Annotated in this window: 19 protein-coding genes and 1 pseudogene; 11 read left to right on the forward strand and 9 right to left on the reverse strand. The window is 70.1% G+C overall.

Annotation, left to right across the window (positions count from 1 at the left end):
* A pseudogene (locus tag AB0M02_RS44385) lies at positions 1-183 on the forward strand (IS630 family transposase); the annotation flags it as partial.
* A gap of 27 nt (positions 184-210) precedes the next feature.
* Here AB0M02_RS44385 and AB0M02_RS44390 read toward each other — a convergent pair.
* The 4 genes from AB0M02_RS44390 to AB0M02_RS44405 form a co-directional block, all read right to left on the reverse strand.
* Positions 211-777, reverse strand: a complete 567-nt coding sequence (locus AB0M02_RS44390) for a hypothetical protein (RefSeq protein WP_364238552.1) — start codon at positions 775-777, stop codon at positions 211-213.
* Between the two features lie 51 nt (positions 778-828).
* The gene (locus tag AB0M02_RS44395) at positions 829-1,182 is read right to left on the reverse strand and encodes a nuclear transport factor 2 family protein (RefSeq protein ID WP_364238553.1); all 354 of its coding nucleotides are present in this window, start codon (positions 1,180-1,182) and stop codon (positions 829-831) included.
* A gap of 103 nt (positions 1,183-1,285) precedes the next feature.
* Entirely contained in the window at positions 1,286-1,942 is a 657-nt protein-coding gene (locus AB0M02_RS44400) for a response regulator transcription factor (protein ID WP_364238554.1), read from the reverse strand.
* A complete protein-coding gene (locus tag AB0M02_RS44405) occupies positions 1,939-2,790 on the reverse strand; it encodes a histidine kinase (RefSeq protein WP_364238555.1) in 852 nt (283 codons plus the stop codon). Before AB0M02_RS44405 ends, AB0M02_RS44400 begins: the two co-directional genes overlap by 4 nt.
* A 101-nt stretch (positions 2,791-2,891) precedes the next feature.
* On the opposite strand from AB0M02_RS44405, the gene AB0M02_RS44410 reads away from it, so the two are divergent.
* The 5 genes from AB0M02_RS44410 (at position 2,892) to AB0M02_RS44430 (ending at position 8,278) form a co-directional block, all read left to right on the forward strand.
* Complete coding sequence (locus AB0M02_RS44410) at positions 2,892-3,599, forward strand: ATP-binding cassette domain-containing protein (RefSeq protein ID WP_364238556.1); 708 nt, start codon at positions 2,892-2,894, stop codon at positions 3,597-3,599.
* The gene (locus tag AB0M02_RS44415) at positions 3,596-4,345 is read left to right on the forward strand and encodes a hypothetical protein (protein ID WP_364238557.1); all 750 of its coding nucleotides are present in this window, start codon (positions 3,596-3,598) and stop codon (positions 4,343-4,345) included. The genes AB0M02_RS44410 and AB0M02_RS44415 overlap by 4 nt, the downstream gene beginning before the upstream one ends.
* Complete coding sequence (locus AB0M02_RS44420) at positions 4,342-4,920, forward strand: hypothetical protein (protein WP_364238558.1); 579 nt, start codon at positions 4,342-4,344, stop codon at positions 4,918-4,920. The genes AB0M02_RS44415 and AB0M02_RS44420 overlap by 4 nt, the downstream gene beginning before the upstream one ends.
* Before the next feature lie 142 nt (positions 4,921-5,062).
* Positions 5,063-5,950: a CDP-alcohol phosphatidyltransferase family protein gene (locus AB0M02_RS44425; protein ID WP_364238559.1), complete on the forward strand. Its 888-nt coding sequence runs from the start codon at positions 5,063-5,065 to the stop codon at positions 5,948-5,950.
* Positions 5,951-6,106: 156 nt separating this feature from the next.
* Positions 6,107-8,278: a carbohydrate-binding module family 20 domain-containing protein gene (locus tag AB0M02_RS44430; protein WP_364238560.1), complete on the forward strand. Its 2,172-nt coding sequence runs from the start codon at positions 6,107-6,109 to the stop codon at positions 8,276-8,278.
* Positions 8,279-8,325: 47 nt separating this feature from the next.
* On the opposite strand, the gene AB0M02_RS44435 is transcribed toward AB0M02_RS44430, so the two are convergent.
* The 4 genes from AB0M02_RS44435 to AB0M02_RS44450 all read right to left on the reverse strand — a co-directional run bounded on the left by AB0M02_RS44435 (position 8,326) and on the right by AB0M02_RS44450 (position 13,321).
* Positions 8,326-9,198 carry a hypothetical protein gene (locus tag AB0M02_RS44435; RefSeq protein WP_364238561.1) on the reverse strand — a complete coding sequence of 291 codons (873 nt, stop codon included), beginning with the start codon at positions 9,196-9,198 and terminating at the stop codon, positions 8,326-8,328.
* Positions 9,199-9,259: 61 nt separating this feature from the next.
* Positions 9,260-10,966, reverse strand: coding sequence for a glycerol-3-phosphate dehydrogenase/oxidase (locus AB0M02_RS44440; protein ID WP_364238562.1), 1,707 nt, complete (start codon positions 10,964-10,966; stop codon positions 9,260-9,262).
* A gap of 2 nt (positions 10,967-10,968) precedes the next feature.
* On the reverse strand, positions 10,969-12,486 hold the full coding sequence (glpK, locus tag AB0M02_RS44445) for a glycerol kinase GlpK (RefSeq protein ID WP_364238563.1): 1,518 nt from the start codon (positions 12,484-12,486) through the stop codon (positions 10,969-10,971).
* Complete coding sequence (locus AB0M02_RS44450) at positions 12,479-13,321, reverse strand: MIP/aquaporin family protein (protein ID WP_364238564.1); 843 nt, start codon at positions 13,319-13,321, stop codon at positions 12,479-12,481. Before AB0M02_RS44450 ends, glpK (AB0M02_RS44445) begins: the two co-directional genes overlap by 8 nt.
* A 126-nt stretch (positions 13,322-13,447) precedes the next feature.
* Here AB0M02_RS44450 and AB0M02_RS44455 point away from each other — a divergent pair, with 126 nt between their 5' ends.
* Both AB0M02_RS44455 and glpK (AB0M02_RS44460) read left to right on the forward strand, forming a co-directional pair.
* On the forward strand, positions 13,448-14,197 hold the full coding sequence (locus tag AB0M02_RS44455) for an IclR family transcriptional regulator (RefSeq protein ID WP_364238565.1): 750 nt from the start codon (positions 13,448-13,450) through the stop codon (positions 14,195-14,197).
* Positions 14,194-15,702, forward strand: coding sequence for a glycerol kinase GlpK (gene glpK / locus AB0M02_RS44460; protein WP_364238566.1), 1,509 nt, complete (start codon positions 14,194-14,196; stop codon positions 15,700-15,702). The genes AB0M02_RS44455 and glpK (AB0M02_RS44460) overlap by 4 nt, the downstream gene beginning before the upstream one ends.
* Positions 15,703-15,871: 169 nt before the next feature.
* Here the strand turns inward: glpK (AB0M02_RS44460) and AB0M02_RS44465 are convergent, their stop codons facing one another.
* Positions 15,872-16,117 carry a zinc-ribbon domain-containing protein gene (locus AB0M02_RS44465; RefSeq protein ID WP_364238567.1) on the reverse strand — a complete coding sequence of 82 codons (246 nt, stop codon included), beginning with the start codon at positions 16,115-16,117 and terminating at the stop codon, positions 15,872-15,874.
* 38 nt (positions 16,118-16,155) lie between these two features.
* Between AB0M02_RS44465 and AB0M02_RS44470 the strand changes: the two genes are divergently transcribed.
* The 3 genes from AB0M02_RS44470 to AB0M02_RS44480 are packed head-to-tail and all read left to right on the forward strand — an operon-like array spanning position 16,156 to position 18,650.
* Positions 16,156-17,397, forward strand: coding sequence for an MFS transporter (locus tag AB0M02_RS44470; RefSeq protein WP_364238568.1), 1,242 nt, complete (start codon positions 16,156-16,158; stop codon positions 17,395-17,397).
* Positions 17,398-17,399: 2 nt separating this feature from the next.
* Positions 17,400-17,906 (forward strand): pyruvoyl-dependent arginine decarboxylase, encoded by a 507-nt coding sequence (locus tag AB0M02_RS44475; RefSeq protein WP_364238569.1) that lies wholly within the window; start codon positions 17,400-17,402, stop codon positions 17,904-17,906.
* Between the two features lie 15 nt (positions 17,907-17,921).
* Positions 17,922-18,650, forward strand: a complete 729-nt coding sequence (locus tag AB0M02_RS44480; RefSeq protein WP_364238570.1) for an NADPH-dependent F420 reductase — start codon at positions 17,922-17,924, stop codon at positions 18,648-18,650.
* The last annotated feature ends 64 nt before the right edge of the window (positions 18,651-18,714 follow it).

Below are 18,714 nucleotides of genomic sequence, written 5' to 3' on the forward strand. Positions count from 1 at the left end.
AACCCGGTCGAGAAGGTCTGGTCGACGATGAAAGCCAGCCTGGCCAACCTCGCCGTGCGCACCGCCACCGACCTGACCGCCGCCGTGAAGAACCGACTCAAACGCATGCAATACCGCACCGGCCTGATCGACGGCTACCTCACCGGAACAGGTCTATCCCCACCCACCTCAGCCGGACCCTGACGGCAAAAGGTGTCTAGCCCGCCATCGTCAGGTGTGGGCGGGCCGGAGACCGAAGTTTCGCGTCACCAGGTCGGTCACCAGGGAGGACATGGTTCGCGCGTCGCCACCCGTCGCGCTCCAGAGCAGGGCGGCGGCCGCGCCGTCGATGCGTACCGTCACCGCGGGCAGGCTCTGCGCCTCCACCTCCTGGACGGGCACGAGTGCCGGCAGCGGCACCGGCAGGGGCGGCGGGGAGACCGGAGCTGTCCGAGGGCCACACGTCAGGCATCCGGCTGTGACGCCGGTCAGCACGTACTGGGTGACCGCTCCCCGGTTGACCGGTTTCCACTGGCGGTCGCCGCACCCGGTGCAGGTCACGCCGGGGACATAGGCGGCGGCCGCGGCGTGCGCGTTCTCCGCCTCCCGGACGTCGTCGTCGGTGTGCCCGCCGGTCAGCCACCGGGGCCGGGCACCGCCCGGAGCGCACGCCCAGTACCGCTGCGCCCGCGCGAAACCGTCGGGGCTCGCGCGCGGATGACGGCGCAGCGTCAGGGTCAGCAGCACCCGCCCGTCCGGGCCGGTCGTGAGCGCGAAACGGTCCGCCTGTTCGATCACGGCCCGAACATCGGCACGGCCGGGTGCGAATCAAGGGTTACCGGATCGGGCTCAGGGTGCGGTGGGGCGGCTGACGTCCCAGTGCTCGACGATCAGGAAGTTCTCGAAGCGCCAGATGTCGACCACGTCCTCGCCCGGACCGCCCTCGGCCGGCGTCAGGTGGTAGTGGGCGACCACGAACTCCGGATCCGCGATGACGTGCTGCAGTTCCAGGGTGCTGGTCGCGATCGGGGAGTTCTTGATGTACTCGATCCACGCGTCCCGGCCGGACGGCGCCCCCGGGCTGTGCGTCACGAAATCCTCTCGGATGATCTCGAACAGCACGTCGGTGTCCCCCTGGGCGAACCGACCGAACGCCTCCAGGAACCGCCTCTTGTTCTCCGCCGCGACATCGATGTCAGTCATGCATCCACGTTCGCACCACCACGCCCCCCTGTCGATCGGCCGGTGGCCGCGGCGCGGACCCGAACGGAGGACCGGAACCGCTCGGCGCCAGGGTCGAACAACGTCAGCGAGGACTCACCAGACCGGAGTTGAAGGCGACGATCACCAACTGCGCCCGGTCACGCGCCGCCAGCTTGGCCAGCAGGTGCGTGATGTGCGTCTTCACCGTCTTGACCGAGATGACCAGGGCGTCGGCGATCTCGTCGTTCGACAGGCCGTTGCCGATCAGCGCCAGCACCTCCACCTCACGCGGCGTCAGGCCGGGCGGCGGTGCCGGCGTGCGCTCACGGCGGGGAGCCGCGACATAGTGGGCCACCAGCCGGGTCAGGATCGACGGCGCGAACAGGGACTCGCCCCGGTACGTACGCCGGATCGCGTCCAGCAGCTCCTCCGGCCGGGCGTCCTTCAGCAGAAACCCGGACGCGCCCGCGTGCAGGGCCTCGTACACGTACTCGTCCAGCTCGAACATGCTCAGCACGAGCACCCTTGAGCCGTTGAGCACCGGATCCGCGCAGATCCGCCGGGTCGCCTCCAGCCCGTCGAGCCCCGGCATCCGGACGTCCATGAGGATCACGTCCGGCCTCGCCGACCGGGCCCGCAGCACCGCCGAGCCGCCGTCGCCCGCCTGGCCCACGACCGCGAGATCCGGCTCGTTCTCGATGATCATCGCGAGGCTCCGGCGGAGCAGCGGCTGGTCGTCGACGAGCAGTACGCCGATCACGTGGGCACCTCGTCGGGTATCCGCGCGGTCAGCCGGAACCCGCCGTCCACCGGCTCCGCGGACAGCGTCCCGCCCAGGCTCCCGACCCGTTCCCGCAGTCCCACCAGCCCGTGCCCGGCGCCCGGGACCGCACGCCACCCCGGTGCCGCCGGACCCCGGTCGGCCACACTCACCACCACGAATCGCCCGTCCCGGTGCACCCGCACCAGCACGTCGCACGGCCCCGCGTGGCGGGCGGCGTTGGACAGGCCCTCGCGCACCGTCCGGCAGACCGCGACCTGCACACCCTGCGTGACCTCGCCGAGCGGCTCGGCCGTCAGCCGCGGGCGCAGACCGGACGCCGACGCCGCGCGGACGATCTCCGGCAGGGCGTCCAGGCTCTCCAGCGGCGACCGGGGACCCGCCGCGTCCGGCTCGCGCAACACCGTGAGCATCCGCCGCAACTCCGACGTGGCGTGCCGGCTCGTCTCCTCGATGTCGGCCAGCGCCTCACCGAGCTCGGGGGACTTCGGGAGATGGCGGGTGCTCGCCGCGCGTACGGTGATGAGCCCCAGACCGTGCGAGACCAGATCATGCAGGTCTCGCGCGATGTGCAGGCGTTCCGCCAGGATCGCCTCGGTCGCCGCCCACTCGGTCAGCCGCCGCTCGTAATCCGCCCGGTCCGCGCGCCAGCGGCGCACCGCCCAGAACACGGCCGCGGCCGCGCCCCCGCCGATCAGCGGCGGGATCAGCCGGGCGATCGGCCCGGACGCGCCGACCGTGCACATCGCCAGCAGCAGCACCGTGGCCACCGCGGCGATGACCGGGACCGCACGGTTACGCCAGGCAGGCCGGGAATGGGCGGACACCAGCCCGACTGTAACCCTACGACCAGGGTCCGAGACGCCCCGCGAGCAACCGACGACCACGGTCCGATGTGCCGGGAACGCCCCGCCGGTTGACTGGGCCAATGATCACGATCGACCGATTGTGCAAGACCAGGGGCCGCACCCGGATCCTGCACGAGGTGAGCTTCGACGCCCGGCCCGGCCGGGTCACCGGCTTCCTCGGGCCGAACGGTGCCGGCAAGACGTCCACGCTGCGGATCCTGCTCGGCCTGGACCGCCCGGAGAGCGGAACCGCGCTGGTGGACGGCCGTCCCTATGCCGGCTGGCACCACCCGCTGACCACCGTCGGCGCCCTGCTCGACGGCAGCGGCGCCCACCGGGCCCGCTCCGCCCGCGCCCACCTGCGCTGGGTCGCCACCAGCAACGGCCTTCCGCGATCCCGGGTCGACGAGGTCCTCGACGTGGTCGGCCTGGCCGCCGACGCGGGCAAGCGGGCCGGCCGGTACTCCCTGGGCATGAGCCGCCGCCTCGGCCTGGCCGCCGCCCTGCTCGGCGACCCGCGCGTGCTGATCCTCGACGAGCCGGTCAACGGGCTCGACCCGGCCGGCATCCGATGGATGCGCACGTTTCTGCGCGATTCCGCCGACCAGGGCCGGACCGTGCTGCTCTCCAGCCACCTGATGGGCGAACTCGCGGAGATCGCGGACGACGTCGTGATCATCGACCGGGGCCGGGTCGTCGCCCGCGGCACGCTGAGCGAGGTCACCGGCAGCCACCCCACACTGGAGGACGCGTTCCTCACCCTGACGGCGGCAAGCGAGCCGTGGTGAACCTGATCCGCGCCGAGCTCCGCAAACTCCTCGGCCTACCGACCGCCTGGGTGGGCCTGATACTCGGCCTGCTCGCCGCCCCCGCGCTCGTCGTCATCAACGCGCCGGCGGTCCGCCGCGCCCTCGCCGACGGCGCCTCCATCGACGCTTCCGACCTGGGATTCCAGAACCTGGGCATCGGCCTGCTGGGCGCGATGATCCTGGGAGTGGTGACGGTGAGCAGCGAGTACACCGGCACCGGCGAGGACGCACCCGGGGCACGCCAGCTCACCGCCTCCCTCACGGCGGTGCCGCGCCGCGCGCGCCTGCTCGGCGCCAAGGCGATCGCCCTCAGCCTGGTGGTCACGGTCCAGGGTTCGCTCACGGCCGTCGTGACGCTGGCTTTGACAGAGCGAATTCACGGTACGGCGGTGCCGGCACCCGATCCGGTCAGAGTGCTCCTGGCCGTCCTGTACTGGCTGCTCATCGGGCTCCTGGCGTATGCGATAACGCTGATCGCCCGCAACGGCATCATCACCCTGACCGTCCTGATCGTGAACTCCTCGGTCGTGTCGGTCTCCTACCTCCTGACCAAGGTCACCCCGCTCGCCGCCTACCTGCCCGACATCGTCGGCGCCCACATGTTCCTGCGCGGCATCGACACCCCCGTCGAGATCTCCCCACTGACCGCCGGCCTGGTCATGACCGGCTGGGTGGCCGTCCTGCTGGCCGTCGCCGGATACCTCTTCCAGAGGCGTGACGCGTGAACGCCGTCCGAGCCGAGCTCACCAAACTGCTGACACTCCCCTCGCTCTGGATCACCGCCGCGCTCACCTGGACCGTGACCCTCCTGTTGAGAGCCGTCGACGCACCCGGTTCCGTCCCCGCCCACACGATGCCCGGCCTGCTGGTCCTCGGCGTGCTGGCCACCGCACACGAGTACCAGCCCGGCAACCAGATCCGCGCCACCCTCCTGGCCGTCCCCCGTCGCCTCCCGCTGGCGGCCGCCAAGTTCACCGCCCTGACCGTCACCGCCGTCCCCCTGGCCACCCTCGTCGCCCTGACCGGCGACGACCTCGCCACCACGCCACCACTCGTGCTCTTGATCCTGGTTGCGGCAGCCCTGGGAGTCCTCCTGCGCAACCCCTTGACGGCCGTGACCACCGCCCTGACCGCCTACGTGATCCTCGGGCCACTGCTGCGGTTCCGCTTCCCCGGCACCGCGGCCTGGCTGCCCGACACGGCCGTCCACGAACCCGGCCGCGGTCTCCTCGCGGCCTCCCTCTGGGCAGCGACCGCCCTGCTCCTGGCCGCCCTCGCGCTGCACCGCCGAGACGCCTGACCGGAGTGACGCGAAGATCGGGTCTAGACCGTTGCGCGCGCTTCCTAGATTATGTCCGGCAGCGCGCGGCCATGACATGTCCATGCATCGTTGGGACCCGCGACGCCGCTAGTTCACATTCCGGCGGGGTGGAGAGACGGCGATGGCACAACGAACGACACTCGCGGACATCCGCGCGCGCACCTACAAGAGGCGTGACGCGTGGTGGACCGTCTGGCTGGTGGACCCGCTGGCGGCCCGGCTGGTCTGGCTGGTCGCGCCGTACCGGTGGATCACACCGAACCGGCTGACCGCCGCCGCCTTCCTGATCGGCCTGGGCGCGGCGGCCAGTTTCTGGCGCGGGAGCTACGGCTGGCTGCTGGTGGGCGCGCTCCTGTTCCACCTGAGCTTCGTGCTCGACTGCATGGACGGCAAGATCGCCCGGCTGAACGGGACCGGTTCGGTCTTCGGCACCTGGCTCGACTACGTCTTCGACCGGCTGCGCGTGGTGGCGTGCACGGTCGGCCTCTTCGGCGGCCAGTACGCGAGGACCGGCGAGCTGCGCTACCTCTGGCTGGCCACGCTGGTGGTCTTCCTCGACATGTTCCGCTACCTGAACGCGCTGCAGATGCAGAAGGTCAAGCAGAGCATGAGGGAGCGGCTGCTCGCGGCCTCCGAGGCGGCCGGGAAGCCGGCGCCGGTCATCGTCGAGGAGAACGACGAGGAGATCGACGAGGGGATCCGCGCGGCGGAGGAGCGTCGTGAGCGGGTGGACGTGCACGGCGACTTCCGTACAAAATTCGGTCTTTTCGTGACAGTGCGTAATTTCCTGTTGCGGCAGCGGATCCGGGCGCACGTCTTCAGCGGCATCGAGTTCATGATGTTCGTCTTCATCCTGGGCCCGGTGCTCGACCAGATCGTGGTGGTCACGCTGCTCTCCGCGGTGCTCATGGTCGCCTTCGAGGCCCTGCTGGTCTACAAGCTCTGGACCACGACGAAGACGTTCACCAAGCGCATCGCCAAGCTGGAGCCGCAACCGGCACTGGTGTAAGAACTTTCAGCTCGAAGCCCCGGCGGGAACCCGCCGGGGCTTTTCTGTGAATCGAGAACGGCCTCTTTACGCGCGTGTCATCACTTGGTAATTTTCTGCCACCGCTGCAAGAACTTGCAAGAGTCCCTTCCGCTTCAGCAGAAGAAGCAGGCATTCATGAAGAAGATCCTCGCCGGATCACTCTCCGCCCTCACCGCAGCAGCAGCCGCACTGACCGCCCTCTCCCTCCCCACCACCGCGTCCGCCGCGGTGACCCTCAACAACAGCGACGTGGCCGCGAACCTCTGGGAGTGGAACTTCGACTCCGTCGCGTCGGCGTGCACGAACCACCTCGGCCCGGCTGGATACGGCGCCGTGCAGGTGGCGCCACCCCAGGACTCGGTGAGCCTGTCGTCCAGCAGCGACGGCGCGCACCCGTGGTGGGAGGTCTACCAGCCCACGTCGTACGACATCGCCGGCCGCCTCGGCAACCAGGCCGCCTTCACCGCGATGGTCACCGCCTGCCACGACGCGGGCGTCCGGGTCTACGTCGACGCCGTGATCAACCACATGGCCGGCGCCAACAACACCCAGACCACGACGTACGGCGGGTCGACGTTCAGCCCGTCCGGATACAGCTACCCCGCGGTGCCGTACTCGTACAGCGACTTCCACCACGCGAACGACGGGTACTGCAACGACGAGGACGGCGTCATCGACAACTGGAACGACATCAGCGAGATCACGAACTGTGAGCTGCTGTCGCTCTCCGACCTGAAGACGCAGGACTCCAGCGTCCGAACCAAGATCGCCGGGTACCTGAACAGGCTGATCGGGCTCGGCGTCGACGGGTTCCGGGTCGACGCCGCCAAGCACCTCGCGATCGACGACTTCACGGCGATCCGCGGGCTGCTCAACAACACCACGGCCGAGAACAAGCCCCCGTACATCGCCCAGGAGATCTTCCCGGGCGGAGTCTCGCCGTCGTCCTACACCGGCAACGGCGACGTGCTCGGCTTCTCGTACGCCTACGGCCTGAAGACGCAGTTCAACAACGGGACGCTGAGCAACCTCTCCGGGATCCCCGGCTGGAGCCTCGACGCGTCCAGCGCCCTGACCGCGGCCATGGTCACCAACCACGACCTGGAGCGGGACGGCTCGACACTGCGCTATCAGGACGGCACCAACTACGTGCTGGCCAACTACTTCCTGCTGGCGTACCCGTACGGCCAGCCCTTCGTCTACGACGGCTTCGCGTTCTCCACCTCGGCGACCGGCGCCTCGCCCCCGTCGAACTCCAGCGGCTTCGTCACCGCCACCGACTGCTCCAACGGCGCCTGGCAGTGCCTCACCCGCAGCACCGGCGTCAAGGGCATGGTCGCCTGGCGCAACACCACACAGTCGGCCACGACGGTCTCCAACTGGACCAACACGGCGAGCAACATCATCGGCTTCAGCCGCGGCTCACTCGGCTGGTTCGGCGTCAACCGCTCGGGCAGCGCCTCGACCGCCACGTACCCCACCGGTCTGGCCGACGGCCTCTACTGCGACCGCGTCACCGGCGGCGCGTCCGGCTCCGGCTGCGCGGGCACAGCCGTCACCGTCTCCGGCGGCAGCGCCTCGGTCACCATCCCCGCCAACAGCGCCGTAGCCATCGACGTCAACGCCCGGCCGGGCGCTTCGCCCTCGCCTTCGGCTTCGGCCTCCGTCTCTCCGTCGGTCTCGGCCTCCGTCTCACCCTCACCCTCCGCGTCGGCCTCGGTGAGCGCAACCTTCAATGTGTACGCGACGACGACCACCGGCACAGACGTCTACGTCGTCGGCAGCACCGCCGCCCTGGGCAGCTGGAACCCGGCGAACGCGGTCAAGCTCTCGGCCACCGGATATCCGATCTGGACCTCCACGGTCGCGGTGCCGTCGGGCGCGAGCTTCGAGTACAAGTACATCAAGAAGGACGCCTCCGGCACCGTCACCTGGGAGAGCAACGCCAACCGCACGGCACCCGCCGCCACCGCGGCCCTCGCCGTCACCAACAGCTGGAACCTCGCCGACGCCAACGCCACAGCCATCACGTTCACCACGACCGCCACCACCACCAGCGGCCAGAACGTCTACGTAGTCGGATCCCTCGACACCCTCGGCGCCTGGAACCCGGCCAACGCGATCCCGCTCTCCGCCACCGCGTACCCGACCTGGAGCCGCTCGGTGATCGCACCGAAGAGCACCACTTTCCAGTACAAATACATCAAGAAGGACGCTTCCGGCACCGTCACCTGGGAGTCCGGCAGCAACCGCTCCTACACAACCGGCACCGCCACGACGTACACCGTGACCGACACCTGGAAGTAGTCCCGCACCGGGTAGGCCGCCCGTCCCCGCGGGCGGCCTTTCTCGCGTCAGGTGGTGGTGACCCAGGCGCCGGTGGCGTCCACGTTGACCGCGACGTTCTGGCGGTGGCCGCCGGCGAAGTCGACCATGCACTGGTAGGAGCCGGCGCCCTGGGCGTCGACGGTGTTCGCCGAGCAGACCGCGCCGGTCACCTCGGCCTGCTTGCCGTCGGCGGTCCGGAAGTCGCCGTCCTGGACGATCGAGTCCTGCAGCCACGTGGTGGTGATCTGCGGGCCGGTGGGTTCGGGTGTGGTCTCCTGGGTGGCGAAGTAGACGAGGGCGCCCAGGATCCAGTTGATCGCCAGGGTGACGCCGAAGGCGACCCAGTACTTGCGGGTGCTGTGGCCGGTGGCCTCCGCCTTGTGTGCGCGCAGGAAGGCCGGGATCATGCCGATCAGGCCCAGGAAGAAGGTCACGACGACCACCGCGACGACGCCCGGCGCCGGTCCGTACGCCTGCGGGGGCAGCGCGGGGTAGACCGGTTGGCCGGGGTAGCCGTAGGGGCCCGCCTGGTACGGCGGCGCGGGCTGGTAGGGCGGCGCCGGCTGATAGGGCTGCTGGTAGGCCGGCGCCGGGGGTGCCTGCCCGACGTAGGCGCCGGGCACGTAGGCCGAGAACTGCTGCCCGCCGGTCGCGTGGCCGCCGTAGGGGTCGGCCACCGGCTCCGGGACCGGCTCATAGGAGGGCGCGACGTAGGCAGGCTGCTCGTAGAAGGGCGGACCGTGGCCGGGCGCCCCATGGGCGGGAGCCGCATAGCCGGGCGCCGCGGCCTCGTAGGCCGGCGCCGTGTAAGCCGGCTCGTAGGCCGGTGGCTGGACCTGCGGGTGGACCGCCGTGGGCTGGTGCTGCCAGCCCGCCGTGGGATCGGGATATCCGGTCATCTGAGCGCCCGTTCGTCGTCCTGCGTTGCGGGGCTCAACATCGGCGGGCCGGCCTCGAGCTTTAGGACAACCTGACCGGGACCACGTCGGGAGCGCCCAGGCGGGCGGCGTCGGCGGTCTCGTCGTCCTGCTGCTCCTGGGAGGCGCGTTCGGCCTCCACACGCAGCCGGTAGTTCTCCACCTCGCGGTCGCGCTGTTCGGCCGTCCAGCCCAGCACCCGGCCCATCAGCTCGGCCGCGGCCGGTGCCGCCACCACGCCCCGGTCGAACGTCTCGATGGAGATCCGGGTACGCCGGGTCAGCACGTCCACCAGGTGACGGGCACCCTCGGCCGCCGCCGCGTAGACGAACTCGGCCCGCAGGTAGTCGTCGGCGCCCTCGATCGGGCGGCCCAGGTCCGGGTCCTCGCCGATCAGGTCGAGCAGTTCGGTGGTGAGCGAGCCGTACCGGCCGAGCAGGTGCTCCACCCGCGCCACGTGCAGACCGGAGGAGGACGCGAGCAGGCCACGCCGGTTCCACAGCGCCGGATAGCCGTCCGCGCCGAGCAGCGGCACCCGGTCCGTGACGCAGCGCGGCACCGAGCGGGCGAGGCTGTGCACGCAGGCGTCGACCGCGTCGCGGGCCATCACCCGGTACGTCGTGTACTTGCCGCCGGCCACCACGACCAGTCCGGGTACCGGGCTGGCCACCGTGTGCTCGCGGGACAGTTTCGACGTCGACTCGGACTCGCCGGAGAGCAGCGGCCGCAGCCCGGCGTAGACGCCCTGCACGTCGGCGCGTTCCAGAGGCCGGGAGAGGACCTTGTTGACCTCGGTCAGCAGGTAGTCGATGTCCTTGCTGGACGCGGCCGGGTGCGCCTTGTCCAGGGCCCAGTCGGTGTCGGTGGTGCCGACGATCCAGTGCCGGCCCCAGGGGATCACGAACAGGACGCTGGACGCGGTACGCAGGATCAGCCCCGTCGATGACTGGATCCGGTCACGGGGCACGACCAGGTGGATGCCCTTCGAGGCGCGGACGTGGAACTGGCCGCGCTCGCCGACCAGGGACTGCGTCTCGTCGGTCCAGACACCGGTCGCGTTGATCACCTGCTGGGCGCGGATCTCGTACGTCCGGTCGTGTTCGAGGTCGTTCACCCGTACCCCGGTGACCCTCTCGCCCTCCCGGAGGAAAGCCACCACCTCGGTCCGCGACACCACGTGGGCGCCGTAGGCGGCCGCGGTCCGGGCCAGGAACATCGTGTGCCGGGCGTCGTCGACCTGCGCGTCGTAGTACTGCAGCGCGCCGACCAGCGAGTCCCCGCGCAGCGCCGGGCAGGCACGCAGCGCGCCGCGGCGGGTCAGGTGCCGGTGATGCGGCACCCCCGAGCCTGCGCCGCTGAACGCCATCGTGTCGTAGAGGGTGACGCCGGCGCCGGCGTAGAGGCGCTCCCAGCCGCGGTGTTTGAGCGGGTAGAGGAACCGGACCGGCCGGGCCAGGTGCGGCGCGAGGCGCTGCAGGATCAGACCACGCTCCCGCAGCGCCTCGCGTACCAGCCCGAAGTCCAGCATCTCCAGGTAGCGCAGCCCGCCGTGGATCAGCTTGCTGGACCGGCTGGACGTGCCGGAGGCGAAGTCGCGCGCCTCGACGAGGCCCACGGTCAGTCCCCGTGTGACCGCGTCGAGCGCGCAACCCGCCCCCACCACTCCCCCACCGATCACCAGCACGTCGACCTCGGACCCCGCGAGGGAGTTCAGGGCGGCGTCCCGGTACGAAGGAGAAAGGGCAACCATGATCAATCCACATCCACCCAGTCGAGGGTCCGCTGCACCGCCTTCTTCCACTTGCCGAAGCCCTGGTCGCGCTGTTCCGCGGACCAGGCCGGCTGCCAGCGCTGGGACTCGTTCCAGTTGTCACGCAGCTCGTCGGTCGACTTCCAGAAGCCGACCGCCAGGCCCGCGGCGTACGCGGCACCGAGCGCGGTCGTCTCGGCCACCACCGGGCGGCTGACCGGCACGCCGAGCACGTCCGCCTGGATCTGCATGCAGAGGTTGTTGACGGTGATGCCGCCGTCGACCTTGAGCACGTCCAGCGTCACGCCGGAGTCCTGCGCCATCGCCTCGACCACGTCGCGGGTCTGGTAGCAGATCGACTCCAGGGTGGCCCGGGCGATGTGCGCGCCGGTGTTGTACCGGGACAGGCCGACGATCGCGCCGCGCGCGTCCGAGCGCCAGTACGGCGCGAACAGGCCGGAGAACGCGGGCACGAAGTAGACGCCGCCGTTGTCCTGCACCGACGCGGCGAGGGACTCGCTCTCGGCGGCGTCGTTGATGATGTGCAGCTGGTCGCGCAGCCATTGGACGGCCGAGCCGGTGACGGCGATCGAGCCTTCCAGGGCGTAGACGGGCGCGGCGTCACCGAACTTGTAGCAGACCGTGGTGAGCAGCCCGTTCTCCGAGCGGACCAGGTTCGTGCCGGTGTTGAGCAGCATGAAGTTGCCCGTACCGTAGGTGTTCTTGGCCTCGCCGGGTGCGAAGCACACCTGGCCGACCGTCGCGGCCTGCTGGTCGCCGAGGTCGCCGGTGAGCGGGACGTCACCGCCCAGCGGGCCCCGCGTGTGCGAGATGCCGTATGTGTTCGGATCCGACGAGGGCCGGATCTCGGGCAGCATCTGCCGCGGGATGTTGAAGAACGACAGCAGTTCGTCGTCCCAGTCGAGGGTCTCCAGGTTCATCAGCATCGTGCGGCTGGCGTTGGTGACGTCGGTGAGGTGGTTGCCACCGTCGACGCCGCCGGTGATGTTCCAGATCAGCCAGCTGTCGGTGTTGCCGAAGATCGCGTCGCCACGCTCGGCCGCCTCCCGGACACCGTCGACGTTCTCCAGGATCCACTGGACCTTGCCGCCGGAGAAGTAGGTCGCCGGCGGAAGGCCGGCCTTGCGGCGGATCACGTCACCGCGCCCGTCACGGTCGAGGGCGGAGGCGATTCGATCGGTACGGGTGTCCTGCCACACGATCGCGTTGTAGTACGGCCGCCCGGTCCGGCGGTCCCACACCACCGTGGTCTCCCGCTGGTTCGTGATGCCGACCGCGGCCAGGTCGCTCGCCTGCAGGTTCGCCTTCTGCATCCCGGTGCGCACGACCGCGACCGTCCGCTCCCAGATCTCGATCGGGTTGTGCTCGACCCAGCCGGCCTGCGGCAGGATCTGCTCGTGCTCGAGCTGGTGACGAGCGACCTCGTTGCCACCATGGTCGAAGATCATGAACCGGGTGCTGGTGGTTCCCTGATCCACTGCGCCGACGAAGTCAGCCACGGTTGACCTCCACGTTCTCTTCTTCTCTCGGTGTGGGCACACGGCCCGGCTCCGGGGGCTCGGCCGACGGCAGGAACCGCCCGACCAACTGCTGGTAGAGCCCGGCGCCGAGAATGCCGCCGAGGATCGGCGCGACGATCGGGATCCAGAAGTAGAGATACCCGGTCTGGTCGCGGAAAGCTCCCCCATAGCCCGTCAGGAAGCTGGCGAGTCGCGGGCCGAAGTCACGGGCCGGGTTGATCGCGTACCCGGCGTTGGTGCCCCACGCCATGCCGATCGCCACCACGACCAGGCCGATGATGAACGGTGCCAGGTTCGCCAGCGGCGGGGTGCTCGCCGTGTCGGTGAGCGCCAGGATCAGGAACAGCAGGATCGCCGTACCGATGATCTGGTCGCGGAAAGCGCCCCACTCACCGACCGGCAGCGTGCCGTTGCCGGGCAGCGTGGAGAAGACGCCCTGGGTCTTGATGGTCAGGTTCGGGTCAGCGGCGTGCAGCACCTCGGTGTAGTTCCAGCGCACCAGCAGCGCGGCGACGAACGCGCCGAGGAACTGGGCGATCGAGTACGGCGCCACCTTCCGCCAGGAGAAGCCCTTGAAGACGGCGAGGGCGATGGTGACCGCCGGGTTGAGATGCGCGCCGCTGATCCGCGCCGCGACATAGACGCCGAGCGTCACGCCCAGGCCCCATGCCCAGGCGATGCTGTCGTGATCTCCGATGCCGGCCGCGGCGACCTGTGCCACCACGCCCACACCGAACAGGATGAGAATCATCGTGCCGGCGAACTCAGCCGCGAGCTCACCGAACAGGCCAGGGATCTTGGGTTCTGTAGCCATGCTCCCTCCCTTAAATCCGATGTCTCGGACGCTATGGAGGGGTCCGAAGTGGGGCAATGAACAGCGGTCGGCATTGTCGAACATCAATCACGGCGGGTCGTCACACGGTGGCATAGAGTCCGAAACATGCCCGGTACGGTGCAGTCGATCGAGCGAGCGGCCGCGATCCTGCGGATCCTCGCCGGTGGGCCGGGCCGGTTGGGGCTCAGCGAGATCGCCCGCGCGCTGGACCTGGCCAAGGGCACCACGCACGGCATTCTGCGCACCCTGCAGGGTGTCGGCTTCGTCGAGCAGGACCGGGTCTCCGGGCAGTACCAGCTCGGCGGGGCCCTGCTGCATCTCGGCACCAGCTATCTCGACATCAACGAACTGCGCTCACGGTCGATCGTCTGGGCCGACCCCCTCGCCGCCCGCAGCGGTGAGGCGGTCCGGATCGGCACGGTCCTGGAGGGGCGTGTCCTGGTGGTGCATCACGTGTTCCGGCCCGACGACACGTTCCAGACCCTCGAGGTCGGCGCGTTGTTGCCGCTGCACGCCACCGCGCTGGGCAAGGTGCTGCTGGCGTACCGGCCGTTCACACCGTCCGAGCTGGAGGCGTACACGCGGCTCACGATCGTGGAGCCGCGCGCGCTGACCGCCGCGCTTGACGGGGTACGCGAGGTCGGCTGGTCCGTGGAGATCGAGGAGTTCCTGCTCGGGCAGGCGTCGATCGCCGCGCCGATCCGCGGGTTCGGCGGCCTGGTGGTCGGCGCGATCGGCATCTCCGGCCCGGTCGAGCGGCTCTGCGACAGCCGCTACCGGCCGCGCGCCCCACTCGTCACCTACGTCCGCGACGCCGCCCGCGCGGTCTCGCGGGACCTGGGAGCCGCCCGATGACCGAGCGATACGTGGTCGCGATCGACCAGGGCACCACCTCCACCCGCTGCATCGTGTTCGACCGGCGCGGCCAGTTGGTCTCGCTCGCCCAGCAGGAGCACAAGCAGCACTTCCCGCGGCCCGGCTGGGTCGAGCACGACGCCGCCGAGATCTGGCGCAACGTGGAGAGGCTCGCACCGCGGGCGCTGAGCCGGGCCGGGATCGGCCTCGATCAGGTCGCCGCGCTGGGCATCGCGAACCAGCGGGAGACCACGGTGTTGTGGGACCGCAGGACGGGTACGCCGATCGGCCGCGCGATCATCTGGCAGGACACCCGTACCGACGCGCTGGTGCACGAGCTCTCCGGACGACCAGACGCGCCCGCTGTCGAGGCGCGATCGGGGCTTCCGCTGGCCACGTACTTCTCCGGGCCCCGGCTGAAGTGGGCCCTCGACCACACGCCCGGCCTGCGCGAGCGGGCGGAACGCGGCGACGTGCTCTGCGGAACCATGGAGACCTGGCTGATCTGGAACCTGACCGGCGGCCTGCACGTCACCGACGTCACCAACGCGAGCCGGACCATGCTGCTCGACGTGCACACGCTCGAGTGGTCGAAGGAGTCCCTGGAGTTCTTCGGCATACCGCGGGAGATGCTGCCCGAGGTGCGGCCGTCGATTGGCGTCTTCGGCACGGCGACCTCGGCGTTCCCGGGGGTGCGCATCGGTGCGGCGCTCGGCGACCAGCAGGCGGCGCTGTTCGGGCAGACGTGTTTCACACCGGGTGAGGCGAAATGCACGTACGGGACCGGCAGCTTCCTGCTGCTCAACACCGGCACGGAACTGGTCCGCCCGGAGAACGGGCTGCTCTCCACGGTGGCCTACCGGATCGCCGGTGAGCCGGCCGCGTACGCCCTCGAAGGCTCGATAGCCATCACCGGCTCGCTGGTCCAGTGGTTCCGCGACCAGCTGGAGCTGATCTCCACAGCGCCGGAGATCGAGACGCTGGCACGCACCGTCGCGGACAACGGCGGCTGCTACATCGTCCCGGCGTTCTCCGGCCTCTACGCACCCTATTGGCGCAGTGAGGCCCGCGGCGTGATCGTGGGCCTGACCTCGTACATCACCAAGGGCCACCTGGCCCGCGCGGTCCTGGAGGCGACCGCCTGGCAGACCCGCGAGGTCGTCGACGCGATGAACGCCAACTCCGGCCTCACCCTGTCCACGCTCAAGGTCGACGGCGGGATGACCGCCGACAACCTGCTCATGCAGATGATCGCCGACGTCCTCGACGTGCCACTGGTACGCCCCCTCGCGGTCGAGACGGTCTCGCTGGGCGCGGCGTACGCGGCCGGCCTGGCCGTAGGCTACTGGCCCGACCTGGACGGTTTACGCCGCAACTGGCACATCGCCGGCCAGTGGATGCCCGCCATGGACCCGTCGGTACGCGCCGCCGAGTACGCCAACTGGCGCCGCGCGGTGGAACGCACCTTCGACTGGATCCAGCCCGCCCAACCCCCCCGCGTGTGAAGTTCGGCCCTCCCACGCACCCCAACTCAACACGCAACAACGCACCACCTCAGCGTGTGAAGTACGGCCCACCCACAAACCCCAACTCAACACGCAACAACCCACCACCTCAGCGTGTGGAGTACGGCCCACCCACACACCCCAACTCAACACGCAACGACGGACCGCCTCAGCGGAAGGCGCGGCAGTGGCCGCACACCAGGAAGTGGCGGCTTGCCTTCACCGGGAACAGCGGGATGAAGAAGAGTGTGAACTTCGTGGAGCGCCGCAGGACCGACTGGAGCGCCTCCCACCCGCAGACCTCGCAGGTCATCATGCGGGTGCCGACCATGTGGTCCTTGGTCCGCAGACCGAACAGCACGAACAACGGAATCTCCCCGACCTCGGCGGCGCCGGACTCCATGGTGTTACCCACCCGCAAACGACATGATCCTGGGGGTAGGGTCCGGGCCCATGGTGAGCGGGTTCGGGCGGCTGTGGACCGCGTACGCGATCTCCACCCTCGGCACCTGGCTCGCCTTCGACGCGTTCCCACTGATCGCGATCCTGGCGCTGGACGCGACGCCCGCGCAGGTCTCGCTGCTCGCCGCGGCCGGGCTCGCGGTCGGCGCGGTGGTGGCGGTGCCGCTCGGCCCCTGGGTGGAGTTCCGCCGCAAGCGCCCGGTGCTGGTCGCGATGGACCTGGTGCGGTGCGCGGCGCTGCTGACGGTGCCGGTCGCGTACGCCCTGGGCCTGCTCACCCTGGCTCAGCTGATCGTGGTGTCGGTCGTGACGGCGGCGGCGGACATCGCGTTCACGGCCGCGAGCGGCGCGTTCCTGAAATGGCTGGTGCCGCCGGATCAGCTGTTACGGGCGAACGCGCGGTTCGAGTCGACGACGTGGACCGCCACGGTTCTCGGGCCTCCGGCCGGCGGTGCGGCGATCGGGCTGTTCGGGCCGGTCCTGACCGTCGTCCTGAACGCGACGAGCTTCCTGCTGTCGGCGACGGCACTGAGAGGAATCAAGAGCGAACCACCAAAGAAGCCGATAAAAACGGATAAGTCGGTTTTGGGGGGCTGGCGATTCATCGTGCGGACCCCACGACTCCGACGACTCTTCCTCAATGTGATCACCGTCAACGCGCTGATCATGGCCCCGGCCCCACTGTTGGCCGTCCTCATGCTCAGAACGCTGGAATTCCCGCCGTGGCAGTACGGGCTCGCTTTCGCCGTACCCTGCCTTGGTGGTCTTCTCGGATCCCGCCTGGCCGGACCGATGGTCGCCAAGCTCGGCCGGCACCGGGTCCTGATCCTCGCCGGAACCCTGCGCGCCTGCTGGGGCCTCGGCCTCGCCCTGATCGTGCCCGGACCGGCCGGCCTGGCACTCGTGATGATCGTCGAATTCGGCCTGATCACCTGCGCCGGCCTGTTCAACCCGGTCCTCGCGACCGAACGCCTCGACCTGATCCCGCCGGACCGGGTGGCCCGCGTGCTGACCGCCTGGTCGGTGAGCACCAAGGCCGCGATCGCCTCCGCCACCGCCCTCTGGGGCCTGCTCGCCACCGTCGCCGGTGTTCGCGGCGCGATCGCGATCGCCGGCGCGCTCCTGCTGGCCACGCCGCTGCTGTTGCCCTGGCGCAATTCCTTCAGTACGCCGCCGGACAGCCGACCCTTCTCACCGAAGCTGGAAGATTCGAGTGAGCAAAGGACGAGCTAACGGTGCAGACTTCCGCGGTTTACGACCAGATCCCCGTCGTGAAGGCGACCGGGCGGGGCACCACCACCCTCTCCGCGTTCCACGACGCCCTGGTCGAGGCCGACATCGCCGTGTACAACCTGGTCCGGCTGTCGAGCGTGATCCCGCCCGGCACCAGCGTCGACCCGAGCGGCAAGGGCCCGGTCCCGGAGGGCGCCTGGGGCGACAAGCTCTACTGCGTCTACGCCGAGCAGTACGCGACGCTCCCGGGTGAGCAGGCCTGGGCCGGCATCGGCTGGGTGCAGCGCCTCGACGGCCAGGGCGGGCTGTTCGTCGAGCACGAGGGCACCAGCGAGGGCTACGTGATCCAGGCGATCAAGAACAGCCTGCGTGACGTGGTACGCGGGCACGAGGAGGCGTTCACCGACCCGGACTTCGTGGTGCACGGCGCGGTCTGCGAGAGCGACCCGGTGTGTGCGCTGGTTGTCGCCCCGTACGAGACCGAGACCTGGGTCGGCGCCCGCGCCTGAAATGAGATCCGGCCGGTGTGCCCCCGATCACGGTGGCGCGCCTGCCGGAATCGTTCGCTGCGCCGGGAGGTTCGCGCTGACATGACGACGATCGGACTCATCGGCAGCGGGAACATCGGCAGCACCGTGGCGCGCCTGGCGGTGGCCGCCGGGCACGACGTGGTGCTGAGCAACTCCCGCGGGCCGGAAACCCTCCAGGAACTGGTCGCTGAGCTGGGCCCCAAGGCCCGCGCGGCCACCGTGGCGGAAGCGGCCGCGGCCGGCGACATCGTGGTGGTGACGGTCCCGCTGAAGGCCTACCGGGACGTGCCGGCGGAGCCGCTCACGGGCAAGGTGGTCATCGACACGAACAACTACTACCCCGAGCGTGACGGCGTCTTCGCCGAGCTGGAGGACGGCACGACCACCACGGGTGAGCTGCTCCAGGCGCACCTCCCCGAGTCGCACGTGGTGAAGGGCTTCAACAACATCTGGGCCGGTCACCTCGGCGCACTCGGGCGCCCGTCCGGCGCCGCCGACCGGTCGGCCCTGCCGATCGCGGGCGACGACGCGGACGCCAAGAAGGTGGTCACCGAGCTGTTCGACAGCATCGGTTACGACGCCGTCGACATCGGCCCGCTCGCCGAGAACCGGCGCACCCAGCGGGACACCCCGGTCTACGTCGGCACGTACGGGGACTACGGGGTTCTGCCGGGCACGCCGGCCGGTGCCGATGTCGTCCGCGAGCGCGTTGCCGCGGCCTGACAGGCATTATCCCTGGCTGAGGCCCGCCGCCCTCGGGGCGTCGGCGGCGGGCCTCGCCGCCAGG

The organism is Actinoplanes sp. NPDC051861, from assembly GCF_040681145.1.
Taxonomy (GTDB): Bacteria; Actinomycetota; Actinomycetes; order Mycobacteriales; family Micromonosporaceae; genus Actinoplanes.